Raw genomic sequence first — 26,553 nt, 5'->3', positions numbered from 1 at the left:
CCCGATGCCGTCACTGGCCTGGCGCACGATCCGCGCGCGCCGCGGGTCCTTCGCCGCCGCGTTCGTCGCGGTGTTCTTCGGTTCCGCGCTGATCACCGCGAGCGGCGTGCTGCTCGAATCCGGGCTGCGCGCGGGAGTCCCGCCGCAGCGCTACGCCACCGCGCCGGTGGTGGCCACCGCCGTGCAGGAAGTGCCCACACCGGACGGGCTGAGCCAGCGGTTCGGTGACCGCGTCCCGCTCCCGGCCGCCACCGCCGACCGGATCGCCGCCGTGCCGGGCGTGCGCGCGGCGGTCGGTGACGTCAGCGTCGACGCTTCGCTCGACGGCGGAACCCGGCCGCTGGTGGTGCACGGCTGGTCGTCGGTCCAGCTCGGACCGGTCGCGCTGGAAAGCGGCCGGGCTCCTGCCGCACCGGACGAGATCGTGCTCGGCAACGCACGGGTCGGCGACCGGGTCGAACTGGAGCTCGGCGCGGTCGGTACCGCCTACCGCGTGGTCGGCACGACCGCCACCGACGCCGCCTTCCTCACCGACGCGCAGGTCCGGCAGGTTTCCGGCCGCCCGGACCAGGTCGACGCCGTCGCCGTGCTCACCGAACCCGGCGTCGACGAGGACGACCTGGCCGCCCGCATCGCGCAGGCCGTGCCCGGGGTGACCACCGCGGTCGGTGACGACCGCGCCGAGGCGGAGTTCCTCGACGTCGGCGCCGCACGGCAGTTCCTCGTGGTGATGTCGACCGCGTTCGGCGGCACCATGCTGATGATCGTGTTGCTGGTGGTGGCCAGCACGCTCGGCCTGTCGATCCAGCAGCGCCGCCGCGAATTCGCCCTGCTGCGGGCCATCGCGGCCACCCCGCGCCAGGTCTACAAGCTGATCGCGGCCGAGTCGGTGACGCTGGCCGCCGTCGCCGCGGTGCTCGGCGCGTTGCCCGGTCTCGGGCTGGCACTGGTGCTGCAGGACGCGCTGGCCGGTTTCGGCGCGGTACCCGCCGAATTCCGCTTCACCATCGGCCCGCTGCCGGTGGTCGCGGCCGTGCTCGCGTGCCTGCTCACCGCCTTGGGCGCGGGCTTGATCGCGGGACGGCGGGCCGCGCGGATCAGCCCGGCCGCGGCACTCGGGGAAGCCGCCGTGGAACCACCGCGGCTCGGCCGCGTCCGCCAGCTCGTCGGCTGGGTGCTCGCCGCGGTCGGCGCGGCCGCCGGGATCACGCTGCCCCTGGTGGCTTCCGGGAACGCGGCGGTCGCGGGCGCGGCCAGTTCGGCGTTGCTGCTGGTGATCGCCGTGGCACTGCTCGGACCGCGCTTGCTCACCGCCACCGCCGCGCTGCTCGGCCGGATCGGCCTGCTGCGGTCGACCTCGGGTCACCTGGCGGGAGCCAACACCCGGGCGCGCTCGCGACGGCTCGGCTCCGCCGCCACCCCGCTGATCATGGGTGTGGCGCTGGCCGCGGTGCAGATCTTCACCGCCACCACCACCGACGCGGCGGCGAAAGACCAGGTGGCGCAAGGAATCCGCGCGGACCTGGTGATCACCGCGGGCGCCGGCATCGCGCCCGCCGTCGCCGACGCCGTGCGGCAACTCCCCGGCGTCGACTCCGTGACCCCGGTCGCGCGCACCTCGGTGCTGGTCACCCACCAGGAACTCGGCGAACCCATGACAAACGCCTACGCCGCCCAGGGCGTCACCGCCGACCGGCTCGGCGAGGTGATGGACCTCGATCTCCAGCGCGGTGACCTGACCGCGCTCACCGGGAAAACGGTGGCGTTGAGCGAACTCGCGGCCGACAGCTTCGGCGTCGACGTCGGCGGTCCGCTCACCATGAGCCTCGGCGACGGCACCTCGCACAGCGCCACCGTGGTTGCCGTCTACGCCAGCGGGCTCGGCTTCGGCGACATCACGCTGCCGAACGACGTCGTCCTCGCGCACACCGGAAGCCGCCTCAACGACGAACTCCTGCTCGCCACCGCGCCGGGCACCGATCCGGCCGCGCTGCGCGAGGCGTTACGGGTCCACCCCGGCCTGGAACTCGCCGACGGGACCTCGTTCACCGCCGCGCGAACCACCGCCGCTGCGGAGTCCGCGGTCAACCTCCTGCTGAACCTGCTCCTGCTCGGGTTCATCGCCATCGCGGTGGTGAACATCCTGGTGCTGGCCACCGCCGCCCGCGCCCGCGAGTTCGCGCTGCTGCGGCTGGTCGGCGCGAAACCGCGGCAGGTGCGGGCGATGATGCGCGGGGAGGCGGCGGTCGTGGTGGTGGCCGCGGTCGGGCTCGGCTCGCTGGCCGCGCTGCCGCCGCTGGTCGGGGTCAGCCTCGGCCTGACCGGTTCCGCGCTGCCGACTGTGCCACCGCTGGTCTACCTGGGCATCGTCGCCGCGGCCGCGGTGTTCGGCTGGGCCTCGATCGCCATCCCCGCCCGGATCGCGATGCGCCCGGCCCCGGTCGCGGCGATGCGCGTGGCCGACTAGCGCACCCGAGTACCCATCGCGGGCCCCCTCCCTTTGCCCGCGATGGGTTCTTCATCTCAGTTGATGAAGCGGGCGCAATCATAAGCACAAGTGAGACGACGGTCAATCGGTAGACTCCGCGCCATGTCCGACGACGTGGGCGCCCTGGCGGCGAAGGTGGACCACCTGTTCCGCACGGTCCGCCCCCGCGACGGCGGCGAGTACTCGTTCGAAGAGGTCGCCGAGGCCCTGCGTGCCCGCGGCGGGCCGACCATCTCGGCGACCTACCTCTGGCAGCTCCGCAAGGGCGTCCGCGACAACCCGACCAAACGCCACCTCGAAGCGCTCGCCGGCTTCTTCGGCGTGCCTGCCGCGTACTTCTTCGACGACGAGGAGACCCGGCGCATCGACGCCGAACTCACCCTGCTCACCGCGTTGCGGGACGCGCCGGTCCGGCAGATCGCCCTGCGTGCCAGCGGGTTGTCGCCGAAGAGCCTGGAGGCGATCGCGGACATGGTCGACCGCGTGCGGGAACTGGAGGGACTCCCCCAGCCCACGCCTCCCGAGCCGTGAGCGTGCGACGACGGCACGCCGCCCTGCTGCGCGACCTCCCGCTGCCCGTGCCGTTCGACGTGCACGCCCTGTGCGAGCAGGTGGCCGAGCGGCGCGGCAGGCCGATCCGGCTGCTGCCGATGAGCGGGCTGACCGGGATCTGCGGGCTGTGGATCGCCACCGACCACAGCGATCTGATCTTCCACGAGAGCGAAACCACGCCGCCGCACCGGGACCACATCATCCTGCACGAGCTGGCGCACCTGCTCTGCGACCACTACCCGGTTTCGCTGGACGCCGCCGAGCGGGCCGCGATGCTGCTGCCCGGCCTCGACCCGGCGATGGTGCGGCGGGTGCTCGGCCGCGCGGGCTACTCGTCCGCCGAGGAACGAGAAGCCGAGCTGCTGGCGTCGCTGATCCGGCAGCGAGCCGCGCCGGCCGGAACGCTCACCGGGCGGTTGCGCGGGGCGCTCGACGGCGACGGTCATGGCTGAGGCCCTGCGCGAGTGGGGCCCGGCGCTGCTCGCGTGGGTGGTGCTGGCCAGCCGTGGCCTGGGCGGGAGCCCGGCCCGCCGCCGCGTCCGGTGGGTCCTTTTCGGACTGGCCTGCTCCCTGACCGCCCAGATCCCGTTGATCTACGCGGCGTTGGGCGACGGGCACCTCGCGCGCCTGCTCAGCCACGCGGGCATGGTGTTCGCCGCGTGGGCCGGGCAGGAGTTCATGTCCGTCCTCACCGGACACCCGCGTGGCGCGCGGTGGCAGGCGTGGTGGGCGGGCGGGACGTTCGGGGTGATGTGCCTGCTGTTCGCGCTCATGCCGGACCTGCGGCCGCAGTCGGCCTGGGTGATGGAGTACTGCCTGGTCTACGCGGCCGCGCAGCTGCCCGCCCTGCTCACCGTGATCGGCCTGGGTGCACGGTATGCGCGTGCGGCGGGGGACGCGGCGATCAGGGCGAGCCTGTGGCTGGTGGTCGCCGGAACCGCGTTGGCCCTGCTGTACCTGCTGAACAAGTCGGCACTGGCGGTGGCCCCGCGCCTCGGCACCACGTTCGGCTTCGGGCGGACCGTGCTGCCGAGCAAGATCCTGCCCACCACCGCGTACCTGCTGGTGCTGATCGGCGCGGCGCTGCCCGCGGTGGTCGGCTGGCGGCGCCGCCACCGGCAGTTCCGGCGGCTCGGCCCGCTGTGGCAGGCGCTGTACCGGGCCGATCCGTCGATCGCGCTCGATCCGCCCGGCGGGCCGGATGTGCTGGTGCTGCGCGATCTCCGGCTGCGGTTGTACCGCCGGGTGATCGAGATCCGCGACGGGCTGCTGGCGTTGCAGCCCTACCGCTGTCCCGAGGTCGCCGCCCGCACCGAGGCGGACGGCGCTGCGGCGGCCGAAGCCGCCGTGATCGCCGCGGCGCTGACGGCCCGAGCCGATGGTGCGACCCCGGTGAACCGTCCCGCCGGCGTCACCGGCGGGACGGATCTGGCCGAGGACACCGAGTTCCTCGCCGAAGTGTCCGATGTGTACCGAAGGCTCAGCCGAAGCGCTCGACCAGGTCGGTGATCAGCAGGAACAGGAACAGCAACGAGGCCGCGCCGAGCAGGCCGTTGGACAGCCAGCCGGACCGGCCGTCGCGTTCGACGCGCTTGGAGTTCAGCAGCAGCATCAGGGTGATCGCCAGGAATGGCATGAACACCGAGCCCAGCACGCCGTAGACCAGGGTGAGCCCGAACGGCTTGTCCAGGAACAGCAGGATCATCGGCGGGAAGGTCAGCCAGAGCAGGTAACCGCGGAACGGCAGGGACTTTTCCACCGCGGTGGCGCGGTAGGCCGTGGTGTCGCCCTTGTCCTCACCGGGCACCTCGGCGGCAGGCAGTTCCGCCTTGCGGCCGTGCGGCAGCCGGATGGTGCGCGTCCAGTCGGCGAACAGCAGGCTCACGCCGTTCCACACGCCCAGCAGCGAGGTGGTGGTCACGGCGAGGAAGCCGACCAGGAACAGGATGCGCGCCCACTGGCCGTACCGCTCCCCCAGCTCGTTGCCGAGGATCAGCAGGCCGCTGTCGGACTGGGTCAGCTTCTGTCCGAAGAGGATGGTCGAGCCGACGATCAGCATGGCCACCACGAAGATGCCGGTCATGAGGTAGCCGACCGCGTTGTCCAGCCGCATCATCGACAGCCAGCCGGTGCCCTTCCAGCCCTTGGCGAACATCCAGTAGCCGTAGGCGGCCATGGTGATGGTGCCGCCGACCCCGCCGATCAGGCCGAGCACGTAGACCGTGGATCCGGCGGGCAGCTGGAAGGTCAGGCCCTTGGCCAGTTCGGCCAGGTCCGGGGTGACCAGCACGGCCACCGCGACCACCGAGGCGAACTTGATCAGCACCAGCACGGTCATGAACTTCTCGAAGAAGTGGTAGCGCTGCGCCCAGACCAGCGCCAGGCCGACCACGCCGGCGATCATCGCCCAGCCGCGCACCGGCAGGCCGCCGAACAGCGCGTTCAGCGGCAAGCCGACCGCGGACATGGCGGTGGCGCCGTAGACGAAGCCCCAGATGACGATGTAGAGGCCGAAAAAGCCGGTGGCCCAGCGGCCCAGCCGTCGCCAGCCGTCGAGCAGGGTGGTGCCCGAGGCCAGGTGCCAGCGGCCGACGCCCTCGCCGAGGGCCAGTTTGAGCACGGTGCCGATGAGCGCCGCCCACAGCAGCAGGGTGCCGTACTGCGCGCCGGCGACCATGGTGGCGACGAGGTCTCCCGCCCCGACGCCGGTGGCCGCGGCCAGCAGGCCTGGTCCCAGTCCGCGGAACCGCGCCTTCCCGGTCGGCGGGGTCAGCTGTGGTTCCAGCCGCGTGGCGGAAGTGTTCATGGGCTCCTGCTCCTCGTTGCGCCGGAGATGTGTGCCGACGACCGTAGGAACGCCGGGCGCTCGCCGTCGCCGGTCTTCACCGTTTCTTAGGACGGTGGGCCGTAACGAATCGGACTCAGCTGCCCAGCCGGTAGCCGAAGCCGCGCACGGTGGCCAGCAGGCCGGGCCGGTCCAGCTTGCCACGCAAGGTCATCACGTGCGCGTCGAGCGTGCGCGGGCCGGTGGCCTCGCCCCAGACCTGCTCGACCAGCGCCTGCCTGCTCACCGCGGTGCCGGGGTTCCGCGCGAGCGCGGCGAGGATGTCGAACTCCTTGCCGGTCAGCGCGAGTTCGGTGCCGCCCGCGGTGACCTGGCGCGCGGCCAGATCGATCCGCACGTCACCGAGCTCGACGACCTCGGGGGCCTTCCGGGTTTTCGGCCGCCGCCGGGCGACGGCGTCGATGCGTGCCAGGAGTTCGGGCAGGCGGACGGGTTTGACCAGGTAGTCGTCGGCGCCGAGGCGGAGCGTGCGGACGATGTCGCGCTCGGCGTCGCGGGCGGTCATCACCAGCACCGGCTGGTCACCGGCGCGGCGGAGGTCGCGGAGCACGGTGAGCCCGTCGGCGTCGGGCAGCCCGAGATCGAGGAGGACGAGGTCGGCGTCCTGGCGCAACCCCGCCACCTCGGCGGCGAGCCGCGCCCGGACCGCCCCGTGCCCGGCGGAAACCAGCGCGTCCACCACCGCGGCGGCCACGCCGTCGTCGTCCTCCACCACCAGAACCCGCACGCCCGCAGCCTACTGACCCGGCTGGGCACCTAGGGCGTGTCCTGGGGATCTTCACTTCAGGTGGAGGACGATGCAGGCCAGGATGATCTCGGCGCGGTGGTAGGCGGCTCGTTTGGCGAATCTGGTGGCCAGGCCGCGGAACTGCTTGAGACGGTTGAAGCAGCGCTCGACCACGTTGCGCAGCTTGTAAAGGCCAGGGTCGTAGGCTGGTGGCCTGCCACCGGCCGAGCCCAGGGCTTTGCGTCGGTCGATCTGGTCGATGCGTTCGGGAATGGTGGCCTTGATTCGCCGCTGCCGTAACGCGGTGCGGGTGCTTGGGTGGGCGTAGGCTTTGCCTGCGATGACCCGCCCGACCCGCACTCGCTGCCCGTCGACGTCGATGTCGTGGATGTCGTCGAGCAGCGGCAGCAATTGCGGGTTGTCGCCAGCCTGGCCGGGTGTGAGGATCACCGCCAGCGGCAGGCCCGCTGTGTTGACGGCCAGGTGGAGCTTGGTGGTCAGCCCTCCGCGGGAGCGTCCGAGGCATTCACCGTCGACGGCGAGCGCTTCGATCCAGTCCGCGCAGCCCCCTTTTTCCGGGCACCGGCCGCGTGCTGGTGCGCCCGCACACTCGTGGAGTCAACGCTGACCACGAACGCGACGTTGTCCTCCAGCGTCCCGAGCGAGTCGTCTTTGACGATCACGTGCTCCAGGATCCGGTCCCCTGTCCCGTCCGCGGTCCACTTGCGCAGCCGCTCATGCGCGGTCTTCCACGGCCCGTACCGTTCGGGCAGGTCACGCCAGGGCGCGCCGGTGCGTTGCTTCCACAGGATCGCGTTGATCACCTGCCGGTGGCTGCGCCACCGGCCACCGCGCTGCCCACTCTGCACGGGCAGCAACGGCGCGATCCCCGCCCAGGCCTTGTCCGTCAGCTCACCACGTCCGACCACACACCATCATCTGCACACGATCATGAGAAAGATCCGCAGGACACGCCCTAGGCCAGGAGGAGCTGCGGCAGCACCATCGTCAGGATGGTGAAGGCCGGTCCGATCAGCACCATGGCGAAGCCCCACGCCGTCAGGCGTTTGGACAGCAGGGGGCGTTCGGGCTCCGCCGCGGAGGCGACGATCGTGGCGCCCGTTGTGGAGAAGGGGGCGCAGTCCACAAGGGACGCCGAGATGGCCAGTGCGTAGATGAACCCGGTCACCTCCAGCCCGCCACCGGCGACCAGCAGCGGCACGGCCAGCGGGATCAGCGCACCGAGGATGCCGATCGTCGACGCGAAGGCCGAGACCAGACCGGCGATCACGCAGATCACCACCGCCGCGATCAGCGGCACGTTCACCGACCGCGCCAGCTCGCCGAGCTGGTCGATCGCGCCCAGCCGGGTCAGCACCCCGACATAGGTCAGAATGCCGCCCAGCAGCAGGATCGTGCCCCAGTCGACCTTCGAGATCGCCTTGCGGCCGACGTCGGGCACCAGCAGCGACAGGAACACCGCCAGGGTCAGCGCGACCACCCCGAGGTTGACGTCCACATCGAGCACGGTCAGCGTGAAGAACCCCGCCACCAGCAGGAACAACGCCACCAGCACGGTCACCTGGGTCCGGTTGATCGGCGGCGCCTCGGTGAGCACCGCGGTGCCACCACCCTCACCCGGCGCGGCCACTTCGGACCGCGACCGCCGCACCAGTTCCGGGCCGCCGAACATCAGGAACGCCACCAGCACCACCAGCGCGTTCACCCCGACCGACAGGCCGAACATCAGCGCCGCGTTGTAGGGCAGGCCCGCGTCCTCGGCGATGGTCGCCACGGTGATGCCGTTGATGCTGGTCGGCGCCAGCGCACCACCGACGATCGCGGAGCTCATCGCGATGCCCATCAGCGTCGGGCTGATCCGGTGCGTGGTGGCCAGCGACATCGCGATCGGCACCACCGCGAACGCCGCGTGCGAGGTGCCGAGGCAGGCCACCCCGGTGCCGATCAGCCACATCGCCCACGGCAGCAGCGCCACCCGCGGCCCGACCAGCCGGATCGAGCGGTCGACCAGCCAGTCGATGGTGCCGGTCTCCCTGGCCATGCCGAACAGGTAGGTGATGCCGAGCAGGATCAGCAGCGCGTCCACCGGGAACGCCTCGAGGATCTCGTCGAGGCCCTCCCCGACCACGCCGATGCCCACGATGAACGCGGCGACCAGCGCCAGCGCTCCCATGTGGACGTTGCGGATCGCGGAAATCGCGAACACCGCGGCGAACACGATCAACGCGATGACTTCGGCGTTCATGCGCCCGGCTCCCTTCGGCTGGAGGTGTGCGCGGCGAGCGGGCCGGGGGCGACGCCGTCGAGGTCGTCCAGGCGCACCAGCTCACCTTCGGCGACCGCACGGCGCAACCGCGCGCCGCCGAGCAGGTAGTAGGGCGCGATCCCGGCCGACGGCGGCACCATCACCGGCGCGACGCCGTCGATCTCGTGGTGGTGGCCGGTCACCTGGAACGGGGTGCCGGGTTCGAGCGCGGTCGCCGCCCTGGCGGCCAGCAACGTCGACAGCCCGGGCCGCGGCGCGACGCCGGTACCGTCCACCGCGGCGTGGATGGTGAGCGGGGTTTCCACGCCCATCGCGTGGTACGGCCAGTAGAAGCACGCGTACCTGCCGTTCCGGCTGACCACGTGTCCCTTGCCGCGCAACAGTTCCCAGGTCACCGGGTCGCCGGTCCGCACCACCGCGAACACCCCGCCGGCGAAGCTCGCTTCACCCGGCAGGCGCAGCGCGGAGAACACGTCGACCACGCCGTCCCGGCTCAGGATGCCGCCGTCCTCGCGGGCGGCGTAGATGTCGGCGAGTTCGGCGATGCGGGCGACCGGGTAGTGCAGGCCCTCCACATCGGGCACGGCGCCGGTGCGCATCGCGACCACGGTCATCTCGCACAGGTCGGCGGCGGCCGAGCGCTTGAGCCCGCCGACCAGTGCGGCGCGGCGGTCCACCGTGGCCCGCGGGTCCGGGCCGAGGTCGAGCAGGTCGGCCAGGCCGGGCGCATCGACGCTCACCCCGGCCTGGGTGACGGTGCCGGTGGCCGGGTCGAAGACCAGGTCGTACTCCCCCGACTTGCCGATCGCGACGAGCTCCAGCCCGGTCGCGGACACCCAGTCGACCAGGCGGAGCAGGTTGGCCGGCTGGTCACCGTCGCCGGGCAGGTAGCGGAGCCCGGCCGCCTCGGCCTTCGCCGCCAGCGCGACCCCGGCCACGGTGTCCACCTCCTTGCTGACCATCACCACGTGCACGCCGTGGTCCAAAGCGGACTCCGCGTACTCGGTGCCGACGGCGACCTGGCCGGTGGCCTCGACGAGCACGTCGACCCCGTTCCAGTCCAGGCCGGCGCCGCCGGCCACCACGGTCGTGTCGCCGAGGCCCAGTTCGGCCAGCGTGCGCCGCATCCCGTCCGCGTCGGGCTCGACGAGCACGGCCGGGATCAGCTCGGGGGTGCGCCGCAACTGGGCGAGCAGCGTGCGGCCGTAACCGCCGTTGGCGCCGGTCAGCGCGATGCGGACCGGCTCGCGGTCTCGCGCGGCATGGGAGTGGATCACCGTTGCTCCAATCTGAGGACAGCACTGTGACACACGATCTAGATTTTTACAAACTTGCACCAAATCTTCACATGCGGTGTGATGGACCCATGCTGGGAGCCATCGCCGACGACTTCACCGGCGCCACCGATCTGGCGATCATGTTGCGCCGCAACGGATACCGGGTCGCGGTCACGATCGAGGACCACGACCCCGGCACCACCGCGGGCCTGGACGCCGTCGTGATCGCGCTCAAGACCCGGACCGCACCCGTCGCCGAGGCGGTGGACACCTCGCGGGCGGCGCTGCACCGCCTGCGCGACTGGGGCGCGGACCAGGTCTACGTGAAGTACTGCTCCACCTTCGACTCCACCGACGCGGGCAACATCGGCCCGGTGCTGGACGTGGTCGCGGACGAACTGGGCGCGGAGAAGGTGGTCGTCGCGCCCGCGCTGCCCGCCAACGGCCGCACCGTCTACCTCGGACACCTCTTCGTCGGCGCCGACCTGCTCGAACACTCGTCGATGCGGCACCACCCGCTCACCCCGATGACCCGTTCCCGGGTCGCGGACCTCCTTCGCCCGCAGACCCCGCACGCGGTCGCGGAACTCCACCACGGCACCATCCGCCAGGGCGCGGACGCCGTGCGCGCGGCCATCGCGGCCGCACCGGCGCGGTACGTGGTGGTCGACACGATCGACGACGAGGACCTGCGCGTGCTGGGTGCCGCGGTCGCCGACAGCCCGGTGGTCAGCGGGGGTTCCGGCCTCGCCCGCGGCCTGCGCAGCCCCGGCACCCCGGACGACGACTGGCAGTCCATTCCGGACACCGGCCGGGTGGTGCTGTGCGGTAGCGCGTCCGCGACCACCCGCCGGCAGATCGCCGACGCTGCCCGCACGCAGCCGGTGCGCCGCGTCGACCCGCGGGCAGCCGTCCACGAACCCGGTGCCGAGATCGGCCGCCTCGTCGACTGGGTCCGCGCGCAGGCGGCGGGCGCCGCACCCGTCGTCTACGCGACGGGTGAAACCGCGGACGTCGTGTCCGAAGTAGACGGTCGACCGGTCGCGCCCGCGGTCGAAGAGGTGCTGGCCGGGGCGGCGCGGCGGCTCGTCGCCGAAGCCGGGATCACCCGCCTGCTCGCGGCGGGCGGGGAGACCAGCGGCGCGATCGTGCGTGCGCTCGGCATCGGCCTGCTGCGGATCGGGCCGGAGATCGCGCCCGGCATCTGCTGGAGCGGTGCCACCACCACCGCCGGCGACCTCGCGCTGGCCCTCAAGAGCGGCAACTTCGGGCCCGACGACCTGTTCACCTCGGCCTGGGAGCGGCTCGCGTGAGCGCGGCCGAAGACCTGATCGCCGCCGGGATCCGCGTGGTCGACGAGGGCCTCAGCCCCGGGACCAGCGGCAACATCAGCGTGCGCGACGGCGACCGCATCCTGCTCAGCGGGACCGGGGTGTCGCTCGGGCGGATGCGGGCGGAGAACATCGCCGTGCTCGACCTCGACGGCCGCCTGCTCGACGGCGCGAAGCCGTCGAAGGAATGGCCTCTGCACGTCGCCTTCTACCGCCGCGACGACCGCCACCGCGCGGTGGTCCACGTGCATTCGCCGTCCACCGTGGCGGTGTCCTGCCTGGAACCGTGGGCCGAGCACAGCGCGGTCCCGCCGCTCACCCCGTACTTCGTGATGCGCGTCGGGCAGACGCCGCTGCTCCCCTACCGCCCGCCGGGCGATCCCGGCCTCGGTGACGACCTGCGCGAAAGCCCGTGGGAGCTGCGGGCGGCGTTGCTGGCCAACCACGGTTCGGTGCTGGCCGGAGCGAACCTCGACGAGGCCGTCGACCGGGCCGTCGAACTCGAGGAAGCCTGCCGGATCACCCTGCTGACCACCGGCCTCGCGCGCCGGGAACTCGACGCCGACGCGGCCGCCGCGCTGGCGCGCCAATGGTCCAGCCCGTGGCGAACTACACTGAGCGCCCCGAGGAGGTAGTCCATGGCGAGCCCGCCGCTCATCCCCGAGCAGCGACGGCAGGAGATCCTGCGTCACCTGCGGCACGCGCAGGTCCTGAGCTACCACCAGCTCACCGAACTGCTCGGGGTCAGCCACATGACCATCCGGCGCGACATCGCCGCCCTGGAGAAGCAGGGCAGCGTGGAGGCCACGCCGGGCGGCGCGAAGATCGCCACCCGGCTGCTGCGCGAACCCGACCGCACCGAGAAGGCGGGCGCCGACCGGGCCGAGAAGACCGCGATGGCCCGGGCCGCGGCCGCGCTGGTCACCGACTCGATGACGGTCTACCTCGACGCCGGGACCACCATCCAGGCCATGCGCCCGTTCCTCGGCGAGGTGCGCGACCTGACCGTGGTGAGCAACGACCTGGCCACCGTGGCGGACTTCGGCGACCACCCGGGGGTCGACCTGATCTGCGTCGGCGGCCGGGTGGAGAAGGAGAACCGGTCCACCGCGGGCAGGCTCGCCACGCTCGCGCTGCGCGAGCTGTCGCTGGACATCGCCTTCCTGTCGTCGAGTTCGTGGGACGTCGGGCACGGTGTCACCACGCCGGTCGAGGCGAAGGTCGAGGTCAAGCGGGCGGCGCTGGCCGCGGCGACCACCTCGGTGCTGGTCGCGGGCAGTGCGAAGTTCGGCCGGTTCGCGCGGTACCGGGTGCTGCGGCTGGACGAGATCGACAAGATCATCACCGACGGCGAGCTGGACGACGAGGCGGTCGCGGAGATCGCCGGAACCGGCGTCCCGCTGGTGCGCGCCGGGCTCGACAGCTCAGACGTCGCCTGAATCGGCCATCGCGGCGCTCAGCGCGGCGGCCCCGTCGAGCAGCGCCCGCGACCGGGCGGTGATTGCCGTCTGCCTGGCCGCGAGCACCGCGCGGAGGTCCTCGCCCCGGCGGCCGAGCCGGATCTGCGGCATGAGTGTCCGCAATGGACCGACGCGGTAACCGGCGCCGCGCAACTGGTGCACGATCCGGGCGTCGCGCACCTGCGCGGGTGAGTACACCCGTCGCGCTCCCCTGGTCTCGTCCCGATCCGGCACGACCAGCCCCTCGGCGTCCCAGTGCCGCAGGGTCGACGGGCGCACGCCCAGCGCGGCGGCGAGTTCGGACACGCTCATCGCGTCCGCCGCGCGGACGTCCAGCAGCGGTTCGGCGGAGATGGCTTCGGCGGCTTCCTCGGCGAGGCGGAGGTCCAGGCGCTCGGTGTGCAGCCGCGCGTGGGCAGCGTCGAGCCGGGCCAGCGCGTCGCCGGGGTCGCGGTGTGCCGCCCGCATGATCTTCTTCGCCTCGACCGGGCCCGAGCCGGCGGCCAGCGCGCGGTAGGCCAGCGCGCACCGGACGTGCACCTCGCGGTAGAGCCGGTACCCGGAGTCGGTGCGCGCGGCCGGGGGCAGCACCCCGTCCCGTTCGAGGTTGCGGACCTGCTGCACCGAGCAGCCGGCCCGCCGTGCCACGGTGGCCGTGTTGAGGGTTGACACGCGCCGACCTTACGTTTTGCCGGTTGAAGTCTCCACAAGCACCTTAATGAAACGCTGGAACACATGAAGCCAGAAGAGATCATCGAATACGTGGACGGCCTCGACGGGGTGCTGACCGTTCAGCCCGCCGAGGGCGACGGATCGCCGGAGGTGGCCTGGGGCGACACGTTCTTCTTCTACGCACCCGATGGGGTGATGCCGACGAACACCCAGCCGTTCGCCACGATCGTGACCAAGGACTACCCCGAGGACACCCTGTCGCGATTGGACCGGCCGGACGCCTTCCGGGTCAACATCGCCGCGGGCAAGGAGAACTTCGTCAAGTGGACCGGCCACGCCCCGCGGGACAACCCCGCCGGGGAGGTCGATCACAGCGCCGCCGACACCCTGATGGCGCATCCCGTCTACGGCACCGTGGGCTGGCTCGCCGTGGTGAACCCCGGTCCACGGACCGAGGCCGACACGCGGGAACTCCTGCACACGGCGTACGAACTGGCGCGTGCCCGCTACGAACGCCGAGCGTGACCGCGCGTCGAGCCCGGTTACGCTCGGAGCGTGCCGAAGGATTCCATCGATCAGATGGTCGACGAGTGGACCGCTCACGGGACCGGGCTCGACGTCAGCGCGTTGCAGGTGATCGGCCGGTTGTTCCGCTGCGCCGGCCACGGCCAGGCGGCCGTGGTCGGCGCGCTGCGCCCGCTCGGCCTGAGCTACGGCGACTTCGACGTGCTGAACACGCTGCGGCGGCGGGCCGATCCCGGCGGGACCCACCCGCGGGCGCTCGCCGAAACCGCGCTGATCACCTCGGGTGCGATGACCGCGCGGCTGGACCGGCTGGAGCGCGGCGGCCTGGTCGCGCGCGATCCCGACCCGGCGGACCGGCGCGCGGTGCGCATCCGGCTCACCGAGGCCGGGACCGAACTCGCGGAGAAGGCCCTCGACGCGGTGCTCGCCGCCGACGAGGAGTTCCTCGCGCCGCTGGGCGCCGACCAACGGGAAACCCTCGCCGCCCTGCTCAAGGAACTGTTGCTGCACACCGAATCCGCGCGCTGACCAGGACACCGTCGTGCTCCGCGAGGAACCGGCGCCGCTGATCAGGCGGCGTCGAACTCCGCCTTGAACGCGGCCGCGCGCTCGATCGAGTCGACCGGCCAGCTGACCAGGCTCACCGGCACCCGCCCGGCCAGCGCCACCGCCACGTCACGGGCGGCGGTCAGCGAAGCACCACCGCAGACCTCGATCAGCTCGGTGCCCTGCTCGGTCAGTGCCCGCGCCACCGCCACGGCCGCGGCGGAATCCGGAACCGCGACCGCGGTGGTGCGCCTGCCGTCACCGTGTTCGCGCACCACCCGGTGCACGGCCGGATCGGCCTCCGGATGGCCGACGAACACGGTCGCGGTGTCCCCGACCGGCTCGGCCGGTCCGCCGCCGAAGCCGAACCCGGCCACGCCGACCGCCGCCCGGCCGTCCACCGCTTCGATCACCAGCCCGGCCGTGACCAGGTCGAACCCGCGGTACAGCTCGATCAGGCGCACCCCGGCGGCGACCTGTTCGGCGGCCACGCGCGCGGCGGCCGCCCCGTCCAGCACCCACACCAGCAGCGATTCGGAGCCGCCGAAGTCCTGCACCACGCGGTCGCGTTCCGGATCCGCCCCGGCCTCGAGGAAGAGGAACAGCTCGTCCATGACACCTCCAGTTAGCTTGCCATTGAACTACTTGATGCCAAGGTTAACCACGGGGCCCGCCTCCCTATTCCCCGCGGGTTAGGCTGACCCGTGGGCCACTACGAGTACCTCTACCTCGCCAGCACCGCGCCGATCGCCGAGGAGGCCGACTGGTTCATCCGCGTACTCGGCTTCGAGCTGATCCCGGTGCAGGGCGGCGACCCCGAGGAAATCGGCCTCCGCGGGCCGGCGGCCACTGTGGACGGTCTGGTCGGGCTGGCGTTGTGCCGCAACCACTCCGCGGCCCCCGACGAGACCGAGGCCATCGAGGCCTACGGCGTCGAGATCGAGTTCTGGTACCGGCGCCGGGATTCCGACGACCAGCGCCGCGAAGCCCGGCACCTGTTCGACCGGCTGATCGCCGCGCGGCCGTCGACCCCGATGCTGCTCACCCTCGGCTCGTGCGGCCTGGGCGCGTCGTGGTTGCCGCCCGCCGGCCTGCACGAGTTCCCGCCGGACACCACGATCTTCGCCGGGCACTTCGACCGGTGGCGGCCCTGGGTGCTCCGCTAGAGCAGTTTCGCCGCCACCGCGGCACCGTCCCCGCGCATCTCGTTCGCCACGGACTTGGCGCGGGGCGGCACCTCCGGCCGGAGCGCCGCCGCCAGTGCGCGGGTCAGCGAATCGGCGTCCGGGGCACCCGGCGCGTGGGCGGCGCCGATGCCGAGTTCCGCCACCCGCTGCGCCCAGTACCGCTGGTCGTAGGTCTGCGGCACCACCACCTGCGGTGCACCGGCACGCGCGGCCGCCGTGGTGGTGCCCGCGCCGCCGTGGTGCACGACGGCGGCGACCCGGCCGAAGAGCGCCTGCTGGTTGACCTCCCCGATGGCCAGGCAGTCCGGCGCGTCGTCCGGCAGCACCAGGTCCGCCCAGCCGTGCAGGAGGATTGCCCGTCGGCCGAGGGCACGGGCGGCGTCGATCATCGACGCGGCCAGCCCGTCCGGCGCGCGCATGCTGCCGAAACCGAAGTAGACCGGCGCTTCCCCGGCGTCGAGGAACTCCTCCACCGCTGGCGGCAGCGGACGCTCGTCGGGCAGGATCCACGCCCCGGTCTGCAACACCTCCAGCTCCGCCGGTTCCGGCCACGGCCCGAGAACCGGGTCCGCGGCCAGCAGGGGTTTTCCGGTGAACATGTGCCCGCGGACGTCGTCGATCGGCGGCAGTCCGACGGCCACGCGGTGCTCGTTGAGCTTCGCGCCGAACAGGTCGTTGAAGTACGCGGCGTCGAGATCCCACAGCTCGCGGTTGCTCGCGCCGTCCGGCCGTTCCATCGGCGTCGGCGGTGGTGCGTGGTACGGCGACGGCAACGTGATCGGGCAGTAGCTCGAGTAGGAGTAGGCGAGGCCGAGCCGCTCGGCCACCGAACGCGCGGCGACCTGCAGGGCACCGCCCGCCACGATCGTGTCGCAGCCCTCGGCCGCTTCGGTGATCGCCTCGAATTGCGCGGTGACCGTGCCTTCGATCATTTTCCGGCGCACCTCGGGACTCACCTCGGTGACCGGCACCGCGGCTTTCGCGGTGCTCCGCAATTCCGGCCCGACCGGGGTGAAGGGAATGCCGAGGTTTTCCGCGGAGGCCCGGAAATCCGGTGGCGCGCACAGCCTGGCCTCCCGGCCGAGCTCCCGCAGCGCGACGGCCAGCGCCAGCATCGGCTGGACGTCACCGCGTGATCCGATGGTGGACAGCAGAATTCGCATTGCCGGATTCTGGACCCGCCCCGGGGTCTTGCCGCAAGCCCCGGTACCCGCTATACGTTGAAGTGGGAAGAAAAGCTCCGCGTCGGAATAGCGCGTGGGACGGGCCCGTTCGGACACCGAGTTCCGCGAGAACGACGGCCGCGTCGGCGGGCCCTTCGAGGGCGCCCCGCTCCTGCTGCTGCACCACGTGGGCGCCCGCAGTGGCCGCGCGCAGATCAGCCCGGTGATGTACCTGCCGGACGCCGGGCGGTACGTGGTGTTCGCCTCCAACGGTGGCGCCGACCGCCACCCGGCCTGGTACCACAACCTCAAGGCGAAGCCGGACACCATCATCGAGGTCGGCTCGGACACCCTGGCCGTGCGGGCCGAGGAGATCACCGGCACCGAGCACGACGACCTGTACGCCCGCCAAGCCGCGCTCTATCCCGGCTTCGCGAAGTACCAGGAGGGCACCAGCCGCGTCATTCCGGTGGTAGCGCTCGTGCCGGGCAAGGGGGCGTAGCCGAGCTCACCTGTGTACTGGCTGCCGGAACGGGTATTCGCTGCCGGGAGTCCACTGCGCGGGGAGGTTCGTTGCTGGTCCGGAGTGAGGTCGACGGGCCGGGCATTCGCCGGGTCCGTCGCGGGCGCGGGTTCGGGTACCGGACCGAGGACGGCGCCAAGGTCGAGGACAAGGCGACGCTGACGCGGATCCGCGAGCTGGTCATCCCGCCCGCCTGGCGCGACGTGTGGATCTGCGCCGAACCCGACGGGCACATCCAGGCCGTGGGCGTCGACGACGCGGGCCGCCGCCAGTACCTCTACCACGAGCAGTGGCGCCGTGAACGGGACGAGGAAAAACACGACCGGGTGCTCGACCTGGCCCGGCGGCTGCCCAAGGTGCGCCAGGCCGTCGCCGACGACCTCGCCCGGACGGGTCTCGGCCGCGAGCGCGTGCTCGCGGCGGCGTTGCGCCTGCTCGACCGGGGGATCTTCCGCACCGGCGGCGAGGAGTACGCCGAGGAGAACGGCTCGCACGGCGTGGCCACCCTCCTGCGCGAGCACGTCCGGCTCAGCGGCGACGAACTCCGGTTCCGCTACACCGCCAAGGGCGGCGCCGACCGGGCCGTCTCGGTGCGCGACCCGCTGCTGGCCAAGGCGGTGAAAGCACTGCGGCGCAACGACTCCGGCAGCGAACGCCTGCTGGTCCACCGATCCGGACGCGGCTGGCACGAGGTGCGGGCCGAGGACATCAACGACCGGTTCAAGGACCTGGCGGGTGACGAGTTCACCGCGAAGGACCTGCGCACCTGGAACGCCACCGTGCTGGCCGCCGCGGCGTTCGGCCGCGAGGCGGGCGAGAAGACAGTGATGAAGGAAGTGGCCGAAGCACTGGGCAACACCCCGGCGGTGACCAGGGCGTCCTATGTGGACCCGCGGGTGGTGCGGGCGGCCGAGGCGGGCGACACCATCGAGCGGGCCGTGCGCCGCGCCCGCGACCTCGGCGACGAGCAGCGGCGCGAGACACTGGAACGCGCGGTCATCCGGCTGCTCTCCCGCGCGGACGGCTGAGGTTACCCAGCGAGCCGATCGGGTATGCACCGGTATGCGTTCCGCACCGAGCTTTCGAGCCAGAGCCCTGATCGCCGGCATGCGCGTGCTGCGCCGCAAGCAGGTGTTCGCCGACCGGGAGAAGCTACGGGAAAGCGTCGACAGCGGCCGCCGCCACGACCGGGAGGAGCCACCGCCGCCGGTCCACCGCGGTACCAGCGTCGTGCGCACCGACGTCGACGGCACGCCGTGCTACACGATCCGGCCGACCGCCCCGACCAGCGCGAAGCACGTGCTCTACCTGCACGGCGGCGCCTACGTGCACCAGATCCAGCGCGACCACTGGCAGTTCGCGCGGCGGCTGGCCCTGCGCACCGGCGGCACGGTCACCGTGCCGGTCTACCCGCTCGCGCCCGGTTCGACCGCCGCCGAAACGGTGCCGCTGATCGAGCGCATCCACGACCGGTTCCTCGGCGACCTCGAACCGCACAGCCGGGTGCTGATGGGCGACTCCGCCGGTGGCGCGCTCTCGCTCGTGCTCGCCGAACGCCTGCGCGACGCGGACCGGCCGCAGCCCAAGGAGATCGTCCTGCTCTCCCCTTGGCTGGACGCCACCATGACCCATCCGGGTCTGCCCGCGCTGGATCGGCTGGACCCGTACCTCAGCGTGCCGGGCCTGTCCGAGGCCGCGCACCTCTACGCGGGCGACCTGCCGCTGGACGACCCGTGGCTGAGCCCGGTCAACGGCAAGCTCACCGGCCTGGGCAGGCTGAGCCTGTTCACCGGCACCCGCGACGTGCTCCTGGCCGACGCCCGGCGGTTCCGCACGGTCACCGCCGAGCGCGGCGTCGACCTGGAGTACTGGGAGTACGAGGGCATGTTCCACGCGTGGATGCTGACCACGCTGCGGGAGGCGGAGGACGCCACCCGCCGGATCGTGCACCTCGTCCTGCGCTGATCACGCCGAGAACCGGAAGTCCAGCGCCTCGACCACCCGGTCGAACTTCTCGGCCATTTCCTTCTCGCTGGCCGCGCCGATCACCACGTCGGCCAGTTCGAAGCTGTAGGAGTCCTGCGCGGGCAGGTCGGACAGCCGCTGGCCCTCCTCCACCACCAGTTCGATCTGCACGCCGGGGATCCGCTGCTCGATTTCGGCGATCTCCTCGGCGGTCGGCACGCGTTCCACCACCCCGTCCTCGAACCGGCGGTGGTACCACTTCGCCGAGATGCCCCACTTCCCGCGCCGCGCCGGGGTGGACGGGTCGCGGCCGAGGCCCAGCTGCACCACGCGGTAGTGGTTCGGCACGCCGTCGACGTCTTCGAACAGCTCCGCGTGGGACTGCGAGTGCCGCGGGTTGATCTCCAGCAGGCACACCTGGTTGCTCTCCGGGTGCACGAAGAACTCGACGCTGAAGGTGCCGTGGTCCAGCCCCATCTGCTTGATCACCCGTTGCGCGATCTCACTCATCCTGGTCTGCGCCTCGTCGGGCAGCTGCGAGGGGTACTGGTGGCGCAGGAACGAGGTGGTGCCCTCGTAGTTGATCGAGTCGAGCGCGCCGTAGACCACCACGTCGCCGTTGTAGGCGTAGCCCTCGACGGCGGCTTGGACCCCGCTCAAGGCCGACTCGGCGAGGCAGGCCTCACCGCCGATGTCGGCGATCTCCGGCGGCAGCCGCAGCTGGTCCATGACGAACTGGAACGGCTTGCCCACGCGGCTGATGCCGTCGCGGATCTCCCGCACCGCTTCGTCGAAGGTCTCGTCGTCGGTCACCTTGAAGGCCAGTTCCGAGGAGAACGACTTCACCGGTTTGAGCCACAGTGGATAGTCGATCTTCTCCGGCTTTTCCGGCTGACCGGCCAGATCCACGATGTCGAACTCGGGGAACTCGTCGATCACCTTCGCCTGTTCCAGTCTCGACCAGTACTTGTGCTCGCACTTGACGATGGCTTCGAGCGGCGCCGACGGCAGGCCGTACCGGCGGCAGAGCAGCGGCACCATGGTGCTGACCGGGAAGTCCCAGTACCCGATGATGGCGCCGATCTCGCCGTCGAAGGCGTCCAGCTCCCGTTGTGCCTTCTCCAGCAACTCCTCGATGGGTATCTCGCCGTGCTGGATGTCCTCAATGGTCAGCAGCCCGTGGAAGCGGAGCTCGTCGGCACCCGGTATCCGGTGCAGGGTCCGCTCGTTCTCTTCGTCCAGTCCCACCACAAAAACATCCATAACCATGGAAAAGCGGTACCCGCTGATCGGCCGTTGAAACCGGCTGCCCGCCAGGTGGCGGCGGGACTACTCCGGACCGGGCACCGGCGTGCGCCACTTCGGCTACCCGATCGGCGTGATCGCGGGGAAAAACCAACCGCACCGGTTGAACACCGAGCAATATCCGATACGCCCGAAGGCGCTCCCGGCCGGTAACGTCTTGATGACATCCGGTCAGGGCGGCGCTGGAGGAGAGCCCCATGTTGCTTGCGAACAAAACCGCCGTCGTCTACGGCGCCGGTGGCGCCCTCGGCCGGGCGGTCGCCCGCGCCTTCGCCGAGGACGGCGCCACGGTGTACCTCGCGGGACGCACCGCGGCCCCGCTCGAAGCGGTCGCGGCCGAGATCACCGGGGCCGGCGGCACCGCGCACACGGCCGTGGTCGACGCGCTGGACGAGCGGGCGGTGGACGACCACCTCGACGCCGTCGCCGCCGAGGCCGGGCGGATCGACGTGTCCTTCAACCTCATCTCGCACGGTGACGTGCACGGGGTGCCGCTGCTCGACATCAGCGCCGAGGACTTCGCCCGGCCGATCGAGATCGCGACGGTGGGAAACTTCCACACCATGCGCTCGGCCGCGCGCCGCATGGTCAAGCAGCAGTCCGGGGTCATCCTCACGCTGACCTCGCCCCCGGCCAAGCTGGTCGGCCCGCTGATGGGCGGCACGGCGGTGGCCGAGGCGGCGGTGGAGACCTTCACCCGGTGCCTCGCCGCGGAAGTCGGCCTCCACGGGGTGCGCGTGCTCGGGCTGCGCTCCGAGGGCATTCCCGGGGCCTGGGCGGAGGACTGGCACACCAACGTCTTCGACACCCCGGTCGAAGCCACCGACGGGCTCGACCCGGAGGGCCACGCGAACGTGCTGGCGGAGCGGACCATGCTGCAGCGCACGCCGACCGTGGCCGAAATGACCGCGGTGGCGGTTTTCCTCGCGTCGGATCGTGCGGCCGCGATGACCGGCACGATCACGAACATGACCTGCGGCTCGGTGCCCGACTGATTCGTCCCGCACCAAAAAGGCGGATTTCCCGTTTCCCCGGGAAATCCGCCTTGTGCGTTTTCCGGCTCAGTCGTCCACTTTGTGCAGCAGGGTGATCCCGGTGTCGCCGAACCGGCGCAGGCGCGCGGTGGATTTCGTCCGGGAAAGGTAATCGTGCACCGCGCGGCTGCAGCCGTCCCAGGCGTCGTAGTCGTCGAGGATGATGATGCCGTCGGCCTTCACGTGCGGGTAGAGGTGGTCCAGGCAGACCATGGTCGAGTCGTACCAGTCGCCGTCGAGCCGCAGCACGGCGATCGGCTCGCCGTCGTAGCGCGGCACGGTGTCCTCGAACCAGCCTTCGTGGACGTGCACCGCCGGGAAGCCCGCTTCGCCCACCAGCGCCCGGAAATCCTCCGCCCGGGTGCGCAGGTTGTCGAAGTACAGCGGGTCGTCGGTGGCGGCCTGCCAGGTCATCGCGTCCTCCCCGTCGGTGGGGGTGGCCTGCGGCAGCCCGCCTTCGAAGGAGTCGTAGAAGTGGTAGGAGCGCCCTGGCCCGCCGAGCTGCATCATGGCCGCGGCCATGCCGCCCTTCCACGTCCCGCATTCGACCACGGCGCCGTCGAGGTCGCGCAGCCGTTCCCGGACCAGTGCCAGGTTGTCGCAGAAAAGGTCTTCGGTGATCAGGCTGTACGGGGAGAACCGGCGGAACAGTTCGAGGTGCTCGGCGTGTTCGGCCCCGGCCGACGCCCCGGCGGAGAATCGCCGGAGTTTGCGGAGAAATCGCTGCGATTCATACCATGCTGTCATTCACCGAGATTATCAATTCCTGCCCCGGATCCTCTTCTCCTGGAATTGCCGACCAGTTCCCCGATCGCGGTGGCCAGCTCGTCGGTGTGCCCCACGTGGAGGTACTGGTGCGACGCGTCGTCGAGCGTCCGGTGCACCCCCCGCGGCACCGACGCGGCGAGCGCGGCGTGCATCGAGTGCAGGCCCTCGTGCAACCGCCGTTCGAGGTCACCGGAAACGAACTGCGCCCAGTACGGGTTGCGGCCCATCGCGGTGTACACGATCAGCGGCACGTCGGGCAGCGCGCCGCCGGCCCGGAGTTCGCCGTACAGCTCGCTTTCGAAATTGGCCGTCTCGTCCAGGCCGGTCCGCCAGAGCGCCAGCCTGTTCTCGATCAGCGGCCCCAGCACGGAATCCGGCCAGGCGGCGTACAACTCGGCGAGCGCGACCCGCGACTGTTCCAGTTGCTCCGCGGTCACTTCGGGCACGTCGGCGGACATCTGCTCGTTCAACGCCGCCGCCTCGGCGGGCAGGTAGTCGTAGATGTCCTCGTGGCCGGGATCGAGCAGGAGCAGGCCCGCCACGTCGCCGGGGAACAACTGCGCGTACCGGCGGGCGTAGAACGCGCCCAGCGAATGGCCGGCCAGCACGTACGGCGCCGGGATTTCCGCGGCCCGCAGGAGTTCGCGCAGTTCCACCGCGACCGCCTCGGCACTGCGCGGCAGTTCCGTCGCGTCGCTCCAGCCGGTGCCACCGCGGTCGTAGAGCACGCTCGTGGTCAGCTCGGCGGCACGTTCGCGCAGGTTCAGGAACTCCAGCCCCACCAGTCCCGCGCCCGGGAGGAACACCACCGCGGGCCCGCCCTCGCCGTCCCGGTACAGGGCCAGCCGCTTCCCGTTGATCTCGTAGCGCCGCCCGAGCGGCGGCTTTCCGGCTTCGTCCGTCACAACGACCACCTTTCGCATCTTTTGAGAACGGTAGCACGATGTGAGACCGTTTCCGCGTGGACACCTTGGAACTGCTGGTGCACCCGGTCCGGCTGCGCCTCGTGCACGCCCTCACCGGCGATCGCGCGCTGACCACCGCCGAGCTGTGCGATCGCGCGCCCGACGTCTCGAAAGCCACCGTCTACCGCCACGTCGGCCTGCTCGCCGACGCCGGAGTGCTCGAAGTGGACGGTGAACAGCGGGTCCGCGGCGCCGTCGAGCGGCGGTACCGGCTCAACCGCGAGCGCGCGGTGATCGACGCCGTGGTCTCCCCCGACGAGCACCGGCGGGGGTTCGGCGTCGCGATGACCATCCTGATCGCGGAGTTCAACGCCTACCTCGACCGGGAGAACGCCGACCCGGCCGAGGACCTCGTCGGCTACCGCCAGCACGCGCTCTGGCTCGACCCGGCCGAACTCGCCGCGCTGATCGAGGGCCTGCGCGAGGCGATCGTGCCGCACCTGCGCAACGAACCAGCCCCCGGCCGCGCGCAGTACCTGCTCAGCCCGATCCTCTTCCCCACCGAGAAGCCGGAAAACGACGATGGACGCTGACGAATTCGCCGCACTGGCCGAACAGCACCGGCGGGAACTGCGCGTGCACTGCTACCGCATGCTCGGTTCGTTCGACGAGGCCGAAGACCTGGTGCAGGAGACATTCCTGCGCGCGTGGCGGGCCATCGACGGCTTCGAGGGACGCTCCACCCCGCGCGCGTGGCTGTACAAGATCGCCACCAACGCCTGCCTCGACGTGCTGGCGGGCCGGTCCCGGCGGGTCCTCCCCCACCTCCGCACCGGCCCGTCGGACCCGCGGACGCCGCAGGAGCCGCGCGAGGACATCCCGTGGCTGCAACCGTTCCCCGACCACCTCTGGGAACCCGCCGCGCCCGTCGACGCCGAACCGGACGCCGAGGTCATCGCGGGCGAGACGATCGAACTCGCGTTCCTGGCCGCGTTGCAGCACCTGCCGCCGCGCCAGCGGGCCGCGTTGCTGCTGCGCGACCTGCTCGGCTGGCCCGCCCAACAGGTCGCGCGGCAGCTCGACACCGGCGTGGCCTCGGTCAACAGCGCGCTCCAGCGGGCACGGGCGACGCTGCGCGAGCACCTGCCCGAACGGCGGCTCGACTGGCCGAGCCCGACCGAAGCCGAGCGGGCCGTGCTGCGCAAGTACATCGAGGCGATGGAACGGGCCGATCTGGCCGCGGTCGGCGCGCTGCTGGCCGAGGACGTGCGGACCACGATGCCGCCGTGGCCGTTGTGGTTCCAGGGCCGCGACGCGGTGGTCGCCGCGCTGACGTCCAGTTGGGACACCAGCTCACCGGACTACGTCGGCCGGTTCCGGATGCACCCGATCGCCGCCAACCACCAGCTCGCCGTGGCGGGCTACGTCCAGCGCCCCGGCGACGACGAGTTCCGGGCGTTCGCGATCTCGCTGGTGCGGGTCGAGCACGACCTGGTCGCCGAGGCCCACGCCTTCCACGACCCGGCGTTGTTCCCGCTGTTCGGGCTGCCCGGGACGTGGACCGATGAGTTTCCGGTTTCCTCGGCGTCACAACACGGGTAGGCCCACCAACGAGGAGGCAGTCCGTGAGCAAGCTCCTGTACTCGGCCAGCATGTCGCTGGACGGGTTCATCGCCGGTCCCGGCGGCGACATGTCCTGGCTGACCGAGCACCTCGGCCCGGCACCGGCCGTGGACGAGCTGATCCCCCGGATCGGCGCGATCCTGGCCGGGAACCGGAGCTACGGCGGTGACGACCCGTACCGCGACGACCCGGAGAAGGCGGGCGAGGCCTTCGGCGGGGGCTGGTCGGGCCCGCAGTTCGTGCTGACCCACCACGCGCCCGCGGTCCCCGTCCCCGGCGTCACCTTCGTCGACGACCTGGCCAAGGCCGTCGCGCTGGCGAAGGCCGCGGCCGGGGGCAAGTACGTCAACGTGCTCGGCGCCGACGTGGCCCGGCAGTGCCTGGCCGCCGATGAACTGGACGAGATCCTGGTCTTCGCCGTCCCTGTGCTGCTCGGCGACGGGGTCCGCCTGTTCGACCACCCGGGCGGCACGAACGTCCGGCTGGACCGGATCCGCGAGGACGAACTGTGGTTCCGGGTGGTCCGCTGACGTCCCGTCCCCTGAGAGCGGGGCGTGGTGATCGTCGCTCGCCTACATTGGTGCCATGGCAGGTCAGGCTCCGCTGTCGGCGGCGGACAAAACGCTGAGCGTGCTCGAAGCGCTCGCCGACCACTCGCGCATCGCCGACATCGCCGCGTCCGCCGGGCTGCCGAAGCCGACCGTGCACCGCATCCTGCAGACCCTGGTGCGCCACGGGTTCGCCCGCCCGGACGGGCACGGCAGCTACGTCGGCGGGCCGCGGCTGCTCAGCCTGGCCGGCCGGTTCCTGCAGCGGCTCGACGTGGCCGAGCAGGTCCGGCCGGTGCTGCGTGAGCTGCAGGAACGCACCGGCTGGACGGTGCACCTGGCGCTGTGGTCCGGGGACGAGGCGGTGTACGTGGCGAAGCTGGAGGGCGCGAAGCCGTACCACCTGGCGTCGCGGGTGGGCATGAGCCTGCCGCTGCACTGCACGTCGATCGGCAAGGCGATCCTGGCGAGCCTGCCGGATCCGGAGGTGCGCGCGCTGACCGCGCGGACCGGCCTGGCCGCGCGGACCTCGCACACCATCACCGAGGTCGACGCACTGCTGGCCGAACTCGCCACCGTGCGTGCTCGCGGGTACGCCGAGGACCACGAGGAGAACGAACCGGGCGTGCGCGCGGTGGGCGCGGTGGTCCACGACCACACCGGGCAACCACTGGGCGCCCTCTCCGCCGCGACGCTGGTCCACCTGGCCGAGCCGGACGACCACGTCGCCGCCCTGGTCGCCGAAGCCGCTTCGGCGGCCTCCCGGGCGCTGGGCGCTCCTCACTCACTGTGACCTGGTTCACAAACCAGGGGGTTTCTGCC

Annotated in this window: 29 protein-coding genes; 18 read left to right on the top strand and 11 right to left on the bottom strand. The window is 71.7% G+C overall.

Annotation, left to right across the window (positions count from 1 at the left end):
* The first annotated feature begins 4 nt into the window (after positions 1 to 4).
* The 4 genes from JYK18_RS32195 (at position 5) to JYK18_RS32180 (ending at position 4,549) form a co-directional block, all read left to right on the top strand.
* Positions 5 to 2,467: an ABC transporter permease gene (locus JYK18_RS32195; protein ID WP_206807176.1), complete on the top strand. Its 2,463-nt coding sequence runs from the start codon at positions 5 to 7 to the stop codon at positions 2,465 to 2,467.
* A 123-nt stretch (positions 2,468 to 2,590) separates the two neighbouring features.
* Positions 2,591 to 3,019, top strand: a complete 429-nt coding sequence (locus JYK18_RS32190) for a helix-turn-helix domain-containing protein (protein ID WP_206807175.1) — start codon at positions 2,591 to 2,593, stop codon at positions 3,017 to 3,019.
* On the top strand, positions 3,016 to 3,492 hold the full coding sequence (locus JYK18_RS32185) for a hypothetical protein (RefSeq protein WP_307796149.1): 477 nt from the start codon (positions 3,016 to 3,018) through the stop codon (positions 3,490 to 3,492). The genes JYK18_RS32190 and JYK18_RS32185 overlap by 4 nt, the downstream gene beginning before the upstream one ends.
* A complete protein-coding gene (locus JYK18_RS32180) occupies positions 3,485 to 4,549 on the top strand; it encodes an MAB_1171c family putative transporter (protein ID WP_206807174.1) in 1,065 nt (354 codons plus the stop codon). Before JYK18_RS32185 ends, JYK18_RS32180 begins: the two co-directional genes overlap by 8 nt.
* Here the strand turns inward: JYK18_RS32180 and JYK18_RS32175 are convergent.
* From JYK18_RS32175 to JYK18_RS32155, 5 genes are all read right to left on the bottom strand, one after another.
* Positions 4,521 to 5,846 carry an Nramp family divalent metal transporter gene (locus tag JYK18_RS32175; protein ID WP_206807173.1) on the bottom strand — a complete coding sequence of 442 codons (1,326 nt, stop codon included), beginning with the start codon at positions 5,844 to 5,846 and terminating at the stop codon, positions 4,521 to 4,523. The genes JYK18_RS32180 and JYK18_RS32175 overlap by 29 nt on opposite strands.
* A gap of 115 nt (positions 5,847 to 5,961) precedes the next feature.
* Entirely contained in the window at positions 5,962 to 6,612 is a 651-nt protein-coding gene (locus JYK18_RS32170) for a response regulator transcription factor (RefSeq protein WP_206807172.1), read from the bottom strand.
* Positions 6,613 to 6,663: 51 nt separating this feature from the next.
* Positions 6,664 to 7,541, bottom strand: a protein-coding gene (locus tag JYK18_RS32165) for an IS5 family transposase (RefSeq protein WP_374195077.1) whose coding sequence is annotated in 2 segments (ribosomal slippage) — positions 6,664 to 7,146 and positions 7,149 to 7,541 — 876 coding nt in all. Because the reading frame shifts where the segments join, the coding sequence is not laid out codon by codon here.
* 47 nt (positions 7,542 to 7,588) lie between these two features.
* Positions 7,589 to 8,878, bottom strand: a complete 1,290-nt coding sequence (locus tag JYK18_RS32160) for an SLC13 family permease (protein ID WP_206807171.1) — start codon at positions 8,876 to 8,878, stop codon at positions 7,589 to 7,591.
* The gene (locus tag JYK18_RS32155; RefSeq protein WP_206807170.1) at positions 8,875 to 10,176 is read right to left on the bottom strand and encodes a homoserine dehydrogenase; all 1,302 of its coding nucleotides are present in this window, start codon (positions 10,174 to 10,176) and stop codon (positions 8,875 to 8,877) included. The genes JYK18_RS32160 and JYK18_RS32155 overlap by 4 nt, the downstream gene beginning before the upstream one ends.
* A gap of 89 nt (positions 10,177 to 10,265) precedes the next feature.
* Here JYK18_RS32155 and otnK point away from each other — a divergent pair, with 89 nt between their 5' ends.
* From otnK to JYK18_RS32140, 3 genes are read left to right on the top strand one after another with little or no spacing between them, the layout of a single operon-like run.
* Positions 10,266 to 11,489 (top strand): 3-oxo-tetronate kinase, encoded by a 1,224-nt coding sequence (otnK, locus tag JYK18_RS32150; protein WP_206807169.1) that lies wholly within the window; start codon positions 10,266 to 10,268, stop codon positions 11,487 to 11,489.
* Entirely contained in the window at positions 11,486 to 12,142 is a 657-nt protein-coding gene (locus JYK18_RS32145) for a class II aldolase/adducin family protein (RefSeq protein ID WP_206807168.1), read from the top strand. Before otnK ends, JYK18_RS32145 begins: the two co-directional genes overlap by 4 nt.
* A 3-nt stretch (positions 12,143 to 12,145) precedes the next feature.
* Positions 12,146 to 12,946 carry a DeoR/GlpR family DNA-binding transcription regulator gene (locus tag JYK18_RS32140; protein ID WP_206807167.1) on the top strand — a complete coding sequence of 267 codons (801 nt, stop codon included), beginning with the start codon at positions 12,146 to 12,148 and terminating at the stop codon, positions 12,944 to 12,946.
* On the opposite strand, the gene JYK18_RS48095 is transcribed toward JYK18_RS32140, so the two are convergent.
* On the bottom strand, positions 12,932 to 13,639 hold the full coding sequence (locus JYK18_RS48095) for a MerR family transcriptional regulator (RefSeq protein WP_206807166.1): 708 nt from the start codon (positions 13,637 to 13,639) through the stop codon (positions 12,932 to 12,934). The two genes, JYK18_RS32140 and JYK18_RS48095, sit on opposite strands and share 15 nt — an antisense overlap.
* 63 nt (positions 13,640 to 13,702) lie before the next feature.
* On the opposite strand from JYK18_RS48095, the gene JYK18_RS32130 reads away from it, so the two are divergent.
* On the top strand, positions 13,703 to 14,164 hold the full coding sequence (locus JYK18_RS32130; protein ID WP_206807165.1) for a DUF6194 family protein: 462 nt from the start codon (positions 13,703 to 13,705) through the stop codon (positions 14,162 to 14,164).
* Positions 14,165 to 14,194: 30 nt separating this feature from the next.
* Positions 14,195 to 14,692: a MarR family winged helix-turn-helix transcriptional regulator gene (locus JYK18_RS32125; RefSeq protein WP_206807164.1), complete on the top strand. Its 498-nt coding sequence runs from the start codon at positions 14,195 to 14,197 to the stop codon at positions 14,690 to 14,692.
* Positions 14,693 to 14,733: 41 nt separating this feature from the next.
* Here the strand turns inward: JYK18_RS32125 and JYK18_RS32120 are convergent, their stop codons facing one another.
* Complete coding sequence (locus JYK18_RS32120) at positions 14,734 to 15,324, bottom strand: DUF6506 family protein (RefSeq protein ID WP_206807163.1); 591 nt, start codon at positions 15,322 to 15,324, stop codon at positions 14,734 to 14,736.
* A 90-nt stretch (positions 15,325 to 15,414) separates the two neighbouring features.
* On the opposite strand from JYK18_RS32120, the gene JYK18_RS32115 reads away from it, so the two are divergent.
* On the top strand, positions 15,415 to 15,876 hold the full coding sequence (locus JYK18_RS32115; protein WP_206807162.1) for a hypothetical protein: 462 nt from the start codon (positions 15,415 to 15,417) through the stop codon (positions 15,874 to 15,876).
* Here JYK18_RS32115 and JYK18_RS32110 read toward each other — a convergent pair.
* The gene (locus tag JYK18_RS32110) at positions 15,873 to 17,060 is read right to left on the bottom strand and encodes a glycosyltransferase (protein WP_206807161.1); all 1,188 of its coding nucleotides are present in this window, start codon (positions 17,058 to 17,060) and stop codon (positions 15,873 to 15,875) included. The two genes, JYK18_RS32115 and JYK18_RS32110, sit on opposite strands and share 4 nt — an antisense overlap.
* Before the next feature lie 94 nt (positions 17,061 to 17,154).
* Here JYK18_RS32110 and JYK18_RS32105 point away from each other — a divergent pair, with 94 nt between their 5' ends.
* From JYK18_RS32105 to JYK18_RS32095, 3 genes are all read left to right on the top strand, one after another.
* A complete protein-coding gene (locus JYK18_RS32105) occupies positions 17,155 to 17,562 on the top strand; it encodes a nitroreductase family deazaflavin-dependent oxidoreductase (RefSeq protein ID WP_206807160.1) in 408 nt (135 codons plus the stop codon).
* A 71-nt stretch (positions 17,563 to 17,633) separates the two neighbouring features.
* The gene (locus JYK18_RS32100; RefSeq protein WP_206807159.1) at positions 17,634 to 18,611 is read left to right on the top strand and encodes a DNA topoisomerase IB; all 978 of its coding nucleotides are present in this window, start codon (positions 17,634 to 17,636) and stop codon (positions 18,609 to 18,611) included.
* A gap of 79 nt (positions 18,612 to 18,690) precedes the next feature.
* The gene (locus JYK18_RS32095) at positions 18,691 to 19,548 is read left to right on the top strand and encodes an alpha/beta hydrolase fold domain-containing protein (RefSeq protein WP_242582323.1); all 858 of its coding nucleotides are present in this window, start codon (positions 18,691 to 18,693) and stop codon (positions 19,546 to 19,548) included.
* Here the strand turns inward: JYK18_RS32095 and JYK18_RS32090 are convergent, their stop codons facing one another.
* On the bottom strand, positions 19,549 to 20,817 hold the full coding sequence (locus JYK18_RS32090) for an acetyl-CoA carboxylase biotin carboxylase subunit family protein (protein ID WP_206807157.1): 1,269 nt from the start codon (positions 20,815 to 20,817) through the stop codon (positions 19,549 to 19,551). It lies immediately after the preceding gene.
* Between the two features lie 233 nt (positions 20,818 to 21,050).
* Here JYK18_RS32090 and JYK18_RS32085 point away from each other — a divergent pair, with 233 nt between their 5' ends.
* Complete coding sequence (locus JYK18_RS32085) at positions 21,051 to 21,848, top strand: SDR family NAD(P)-dependent oxidoreductase (protein WP_206807156.1); 798 nt, start codon at positions 21,051 to 21,053, stop codon at positions 21,846 to 21,848.
* Positions 21,849 to 21,914: 66 nt separating this feature from the next.
* Here JYK18_RS32085 and JYK18_RS32080 read toward each other — a convergent pair whose 3' ends face one another.
* A complete protein-coding gene (locus JYK18_RS32080) occupies positions 21,915 to 22,634 on the bottom strand; it encodes a TylF/MycF/NovP-related O-methyltransferase (protein WP_206807155.1) in 720 nt (239 codons plus the stop codon).
* The gene (locus tag JYK18_RS32075) at positions 22,631 to 23,560 is read right to left on the bottom strand and encodes an alpha/beta hydrolase (protein WP_307796147.1); all 930 of its coding nucleotides are present in this window, start codon (positions 23,558 to 23,560) and stop codon (positions 22,631 to 22,633) included. The genes JYK18_RS32080 and JYK18_RS32075 overlap by 4 nt, the downstream gene beginning before the upstream one ends.
* Positions 23,561 to 23,616: 56 nt before the next feature.
* Between JYK18_RS32075 and JYK18_RS32070 the strand changes: the two genes are divergently transcribed.
* Genes JYK18_RS32070 through JYK18_RS32055 form a run of 4 tightly spaced genes read left to right on the top strand, consistent with a single transcriptional unit; the run spans position 23,617 to position 26,524 of the window.
* Positions 23,617 to 24,153: a helix-turn-helix domain-containing protein gene (locus JYK18_RS32070; RefSeq protein WP_206807153.1), complete on the top strand. Its 537-nt coding sequence runs from the start codon at positions 23,617 to 23,619 to the stop codon at positions 24,151 to 24,153.
* Complete coding sequence (locus JYK18_RS32065) at positions 24,143 to 25,162, top strand: RNA polymerase subunit sigma-70 (RefSeq protein ID WP_206807152.1); 1,020 nt, start codon at positions 24,143 to 24,145, stop codon at positions 25,160 to 25,162. The genes JYK18_RS32070 and JYK18_RS32065 overlap by 11 nt, the downstream gene beginning before the upstream one ends.
* 23 nt (positions 25,163 to 25,185) lie before the next feature.
* On the top strand, positions 25,186 to 25,713 hold the full coding sequence (locus JYK18_RS32060) for a dihydrofolate reductase family protein (RefSeq protein ID WP_206807151.1): 528 nt from the start codon (positions 25,186 to 25,188) through the stop codon (positions 25,711 to 25,713).
* A 55-nt stretch (positions 25,714 to 25,768) separates the two neighbouring features.
* Positions 25,769 to 26,524: an IclR family transcriptional regulator gene (locus JYK18_RS32055; protein ID WP_206807150.1), complete on the top strand. Its 756-nt coding sequence runs from the start codon at positions 25,769 to 25,771 to the stop codon at positions 26,522 to 26,524.
* Positions 26,525 to 26,553: the final 29 nt, after the last annotated feature.

The sequence above is a fragment of the Amycolatopsis sp. 195334CR genome (assembly GCF_017309385.1).
Lineage (GTDB): Bacteria > Actinomycetota > Actinomycetes > Mycobacteriales > Pseudonocardiaceae > Amycolatopsis.
The sequence above is the reverse complement of the archived record's forward strand: the minus strand, read 5'-3'. Positions and strand labels throughout refer to the sequence as shown.

What these genes read in the sequence shown, in the direction of transcription:
- JYK18_RS32160 (WP_206807171.1), bottom strand. Translation starts at nt 8,878, where the DNA reads ATGAACGCCGAAGTCATCGCGTTGATCGTGTTCGCCGCGGTGTTCGCG.
- JYK18_RS32110 (WP_206807161.1), bottom strand. Translation starts at nt 17,060, where the DNA reads ATGCGAATTCTGCTGTCCACCATCGGATCACGCGGTGACGTCCAGCCG.
- JYK18_RS32195 (WP_206807176.1), top strand. Translation starts at nt 5, where the DNA reads ATGCCGTCACTGGCCTGGCGCACGATCCGCGCGCGCCGCGGGTCCTTC.
- otnK (WP_206807169.1), top strand. Translation starts at nt 10,266, where the DNA reads ATGCTGGGAGCCATCGCCGACGACTTCACCGGCGCCACCGATCTGGCG.
- JYK18_RS32065 (WP_206807152.1), top strand. Translation starts at nt 24,143, where the DNA reads ATGGACGCTGACGAATTCGCCGCACTGGCCGAACAGCACCGGCGGGAA.
- JYK18_RS32055 (WP_206807150.1), top strand. Translation starts at nt 25,769, where the DNA reads ATGGCAGGTCAGGCTCCGCTGTCGGCGGCGGACAAAACGCTGAGCGTG.
- JYK18_RS32120 (WP_206807163.1), bottom strand. Translation starts at nt 15,324, where the DNA reads ATGGACGAGCTGTTCCTCTTCCTCGAGGCCGGGGCGGATCCGGAACGC.
- JYK18_RS32190 (WP_206807175.1), top strand. Translation starts at nt 2,591, where the DNA reads ATGTCCGACGACGTGGGCGCCCTGGCGGCGAAGGTGGACCACCTGTTC.
- JYK18_RS32130 (WP_206807165.1), top strand. Translation starts at nt 13,703, where the DNA reads ATGAAGCCAGAAGAGATCATCGAATACGTGGACGGCCTCGACGGGGTG.
- JYK18_RS32175 (WP_206807173.1), bottom strand. Translation starts at nt 5,846, where the DNA reads ATGAACACTTCCGCCACGCGGCTGGAACCACAGCTGACCCCGCCGACC.
- JYK18_RS32180 (WP_206807174.1), top strand. Translation starts at nt 3,485, where the DNA reads ATGGCTGAGGCCCTGCGCGAGTGGGGCCCGGCGCTGCTCGCGTGGGTG.
- JYK18_RS32090 (WP_206807157.1), bottom strand. Translation starts at nt 20,817, where the DNA reads ATGGTTATGGATGTTTTTGTGGTGGGACTGGACGAAGAGAACGAGCGG.
- JYK18_RS32140 (WP_206807167.1), top strand. Translation starts at nt 12,146, where the DNA reads ATGGCGAGCCCGCCGCTCATCCCCGAGCAGCGACGGCAGGAGATCCTG.
- JYK18_RS32095 (WP_242582323.1), top strand. Translation starts at nt 18,691, where the DNA reads ATGCGCGTGCTGCGCCGCAAGCAGGTGTTCGCCGACCGGGAGAAGCTA.
- JYK18_RS32080 (WP_206807155.1), bottom strand. Translation starts at nt 22,634, where the DNA reads ATGACAGCATGGTATGAATCGCAGCGATTTCTCCGCAAACTCCGGCGA.
- JYK18_RS32085 (WP_206807156.1), top strand. Translation starts at nt 21,051, where the DNA reads ATGTTGCTTGCGAACAAAACCGCCGTCGTCTACGGCGCCGGTGGCGCC.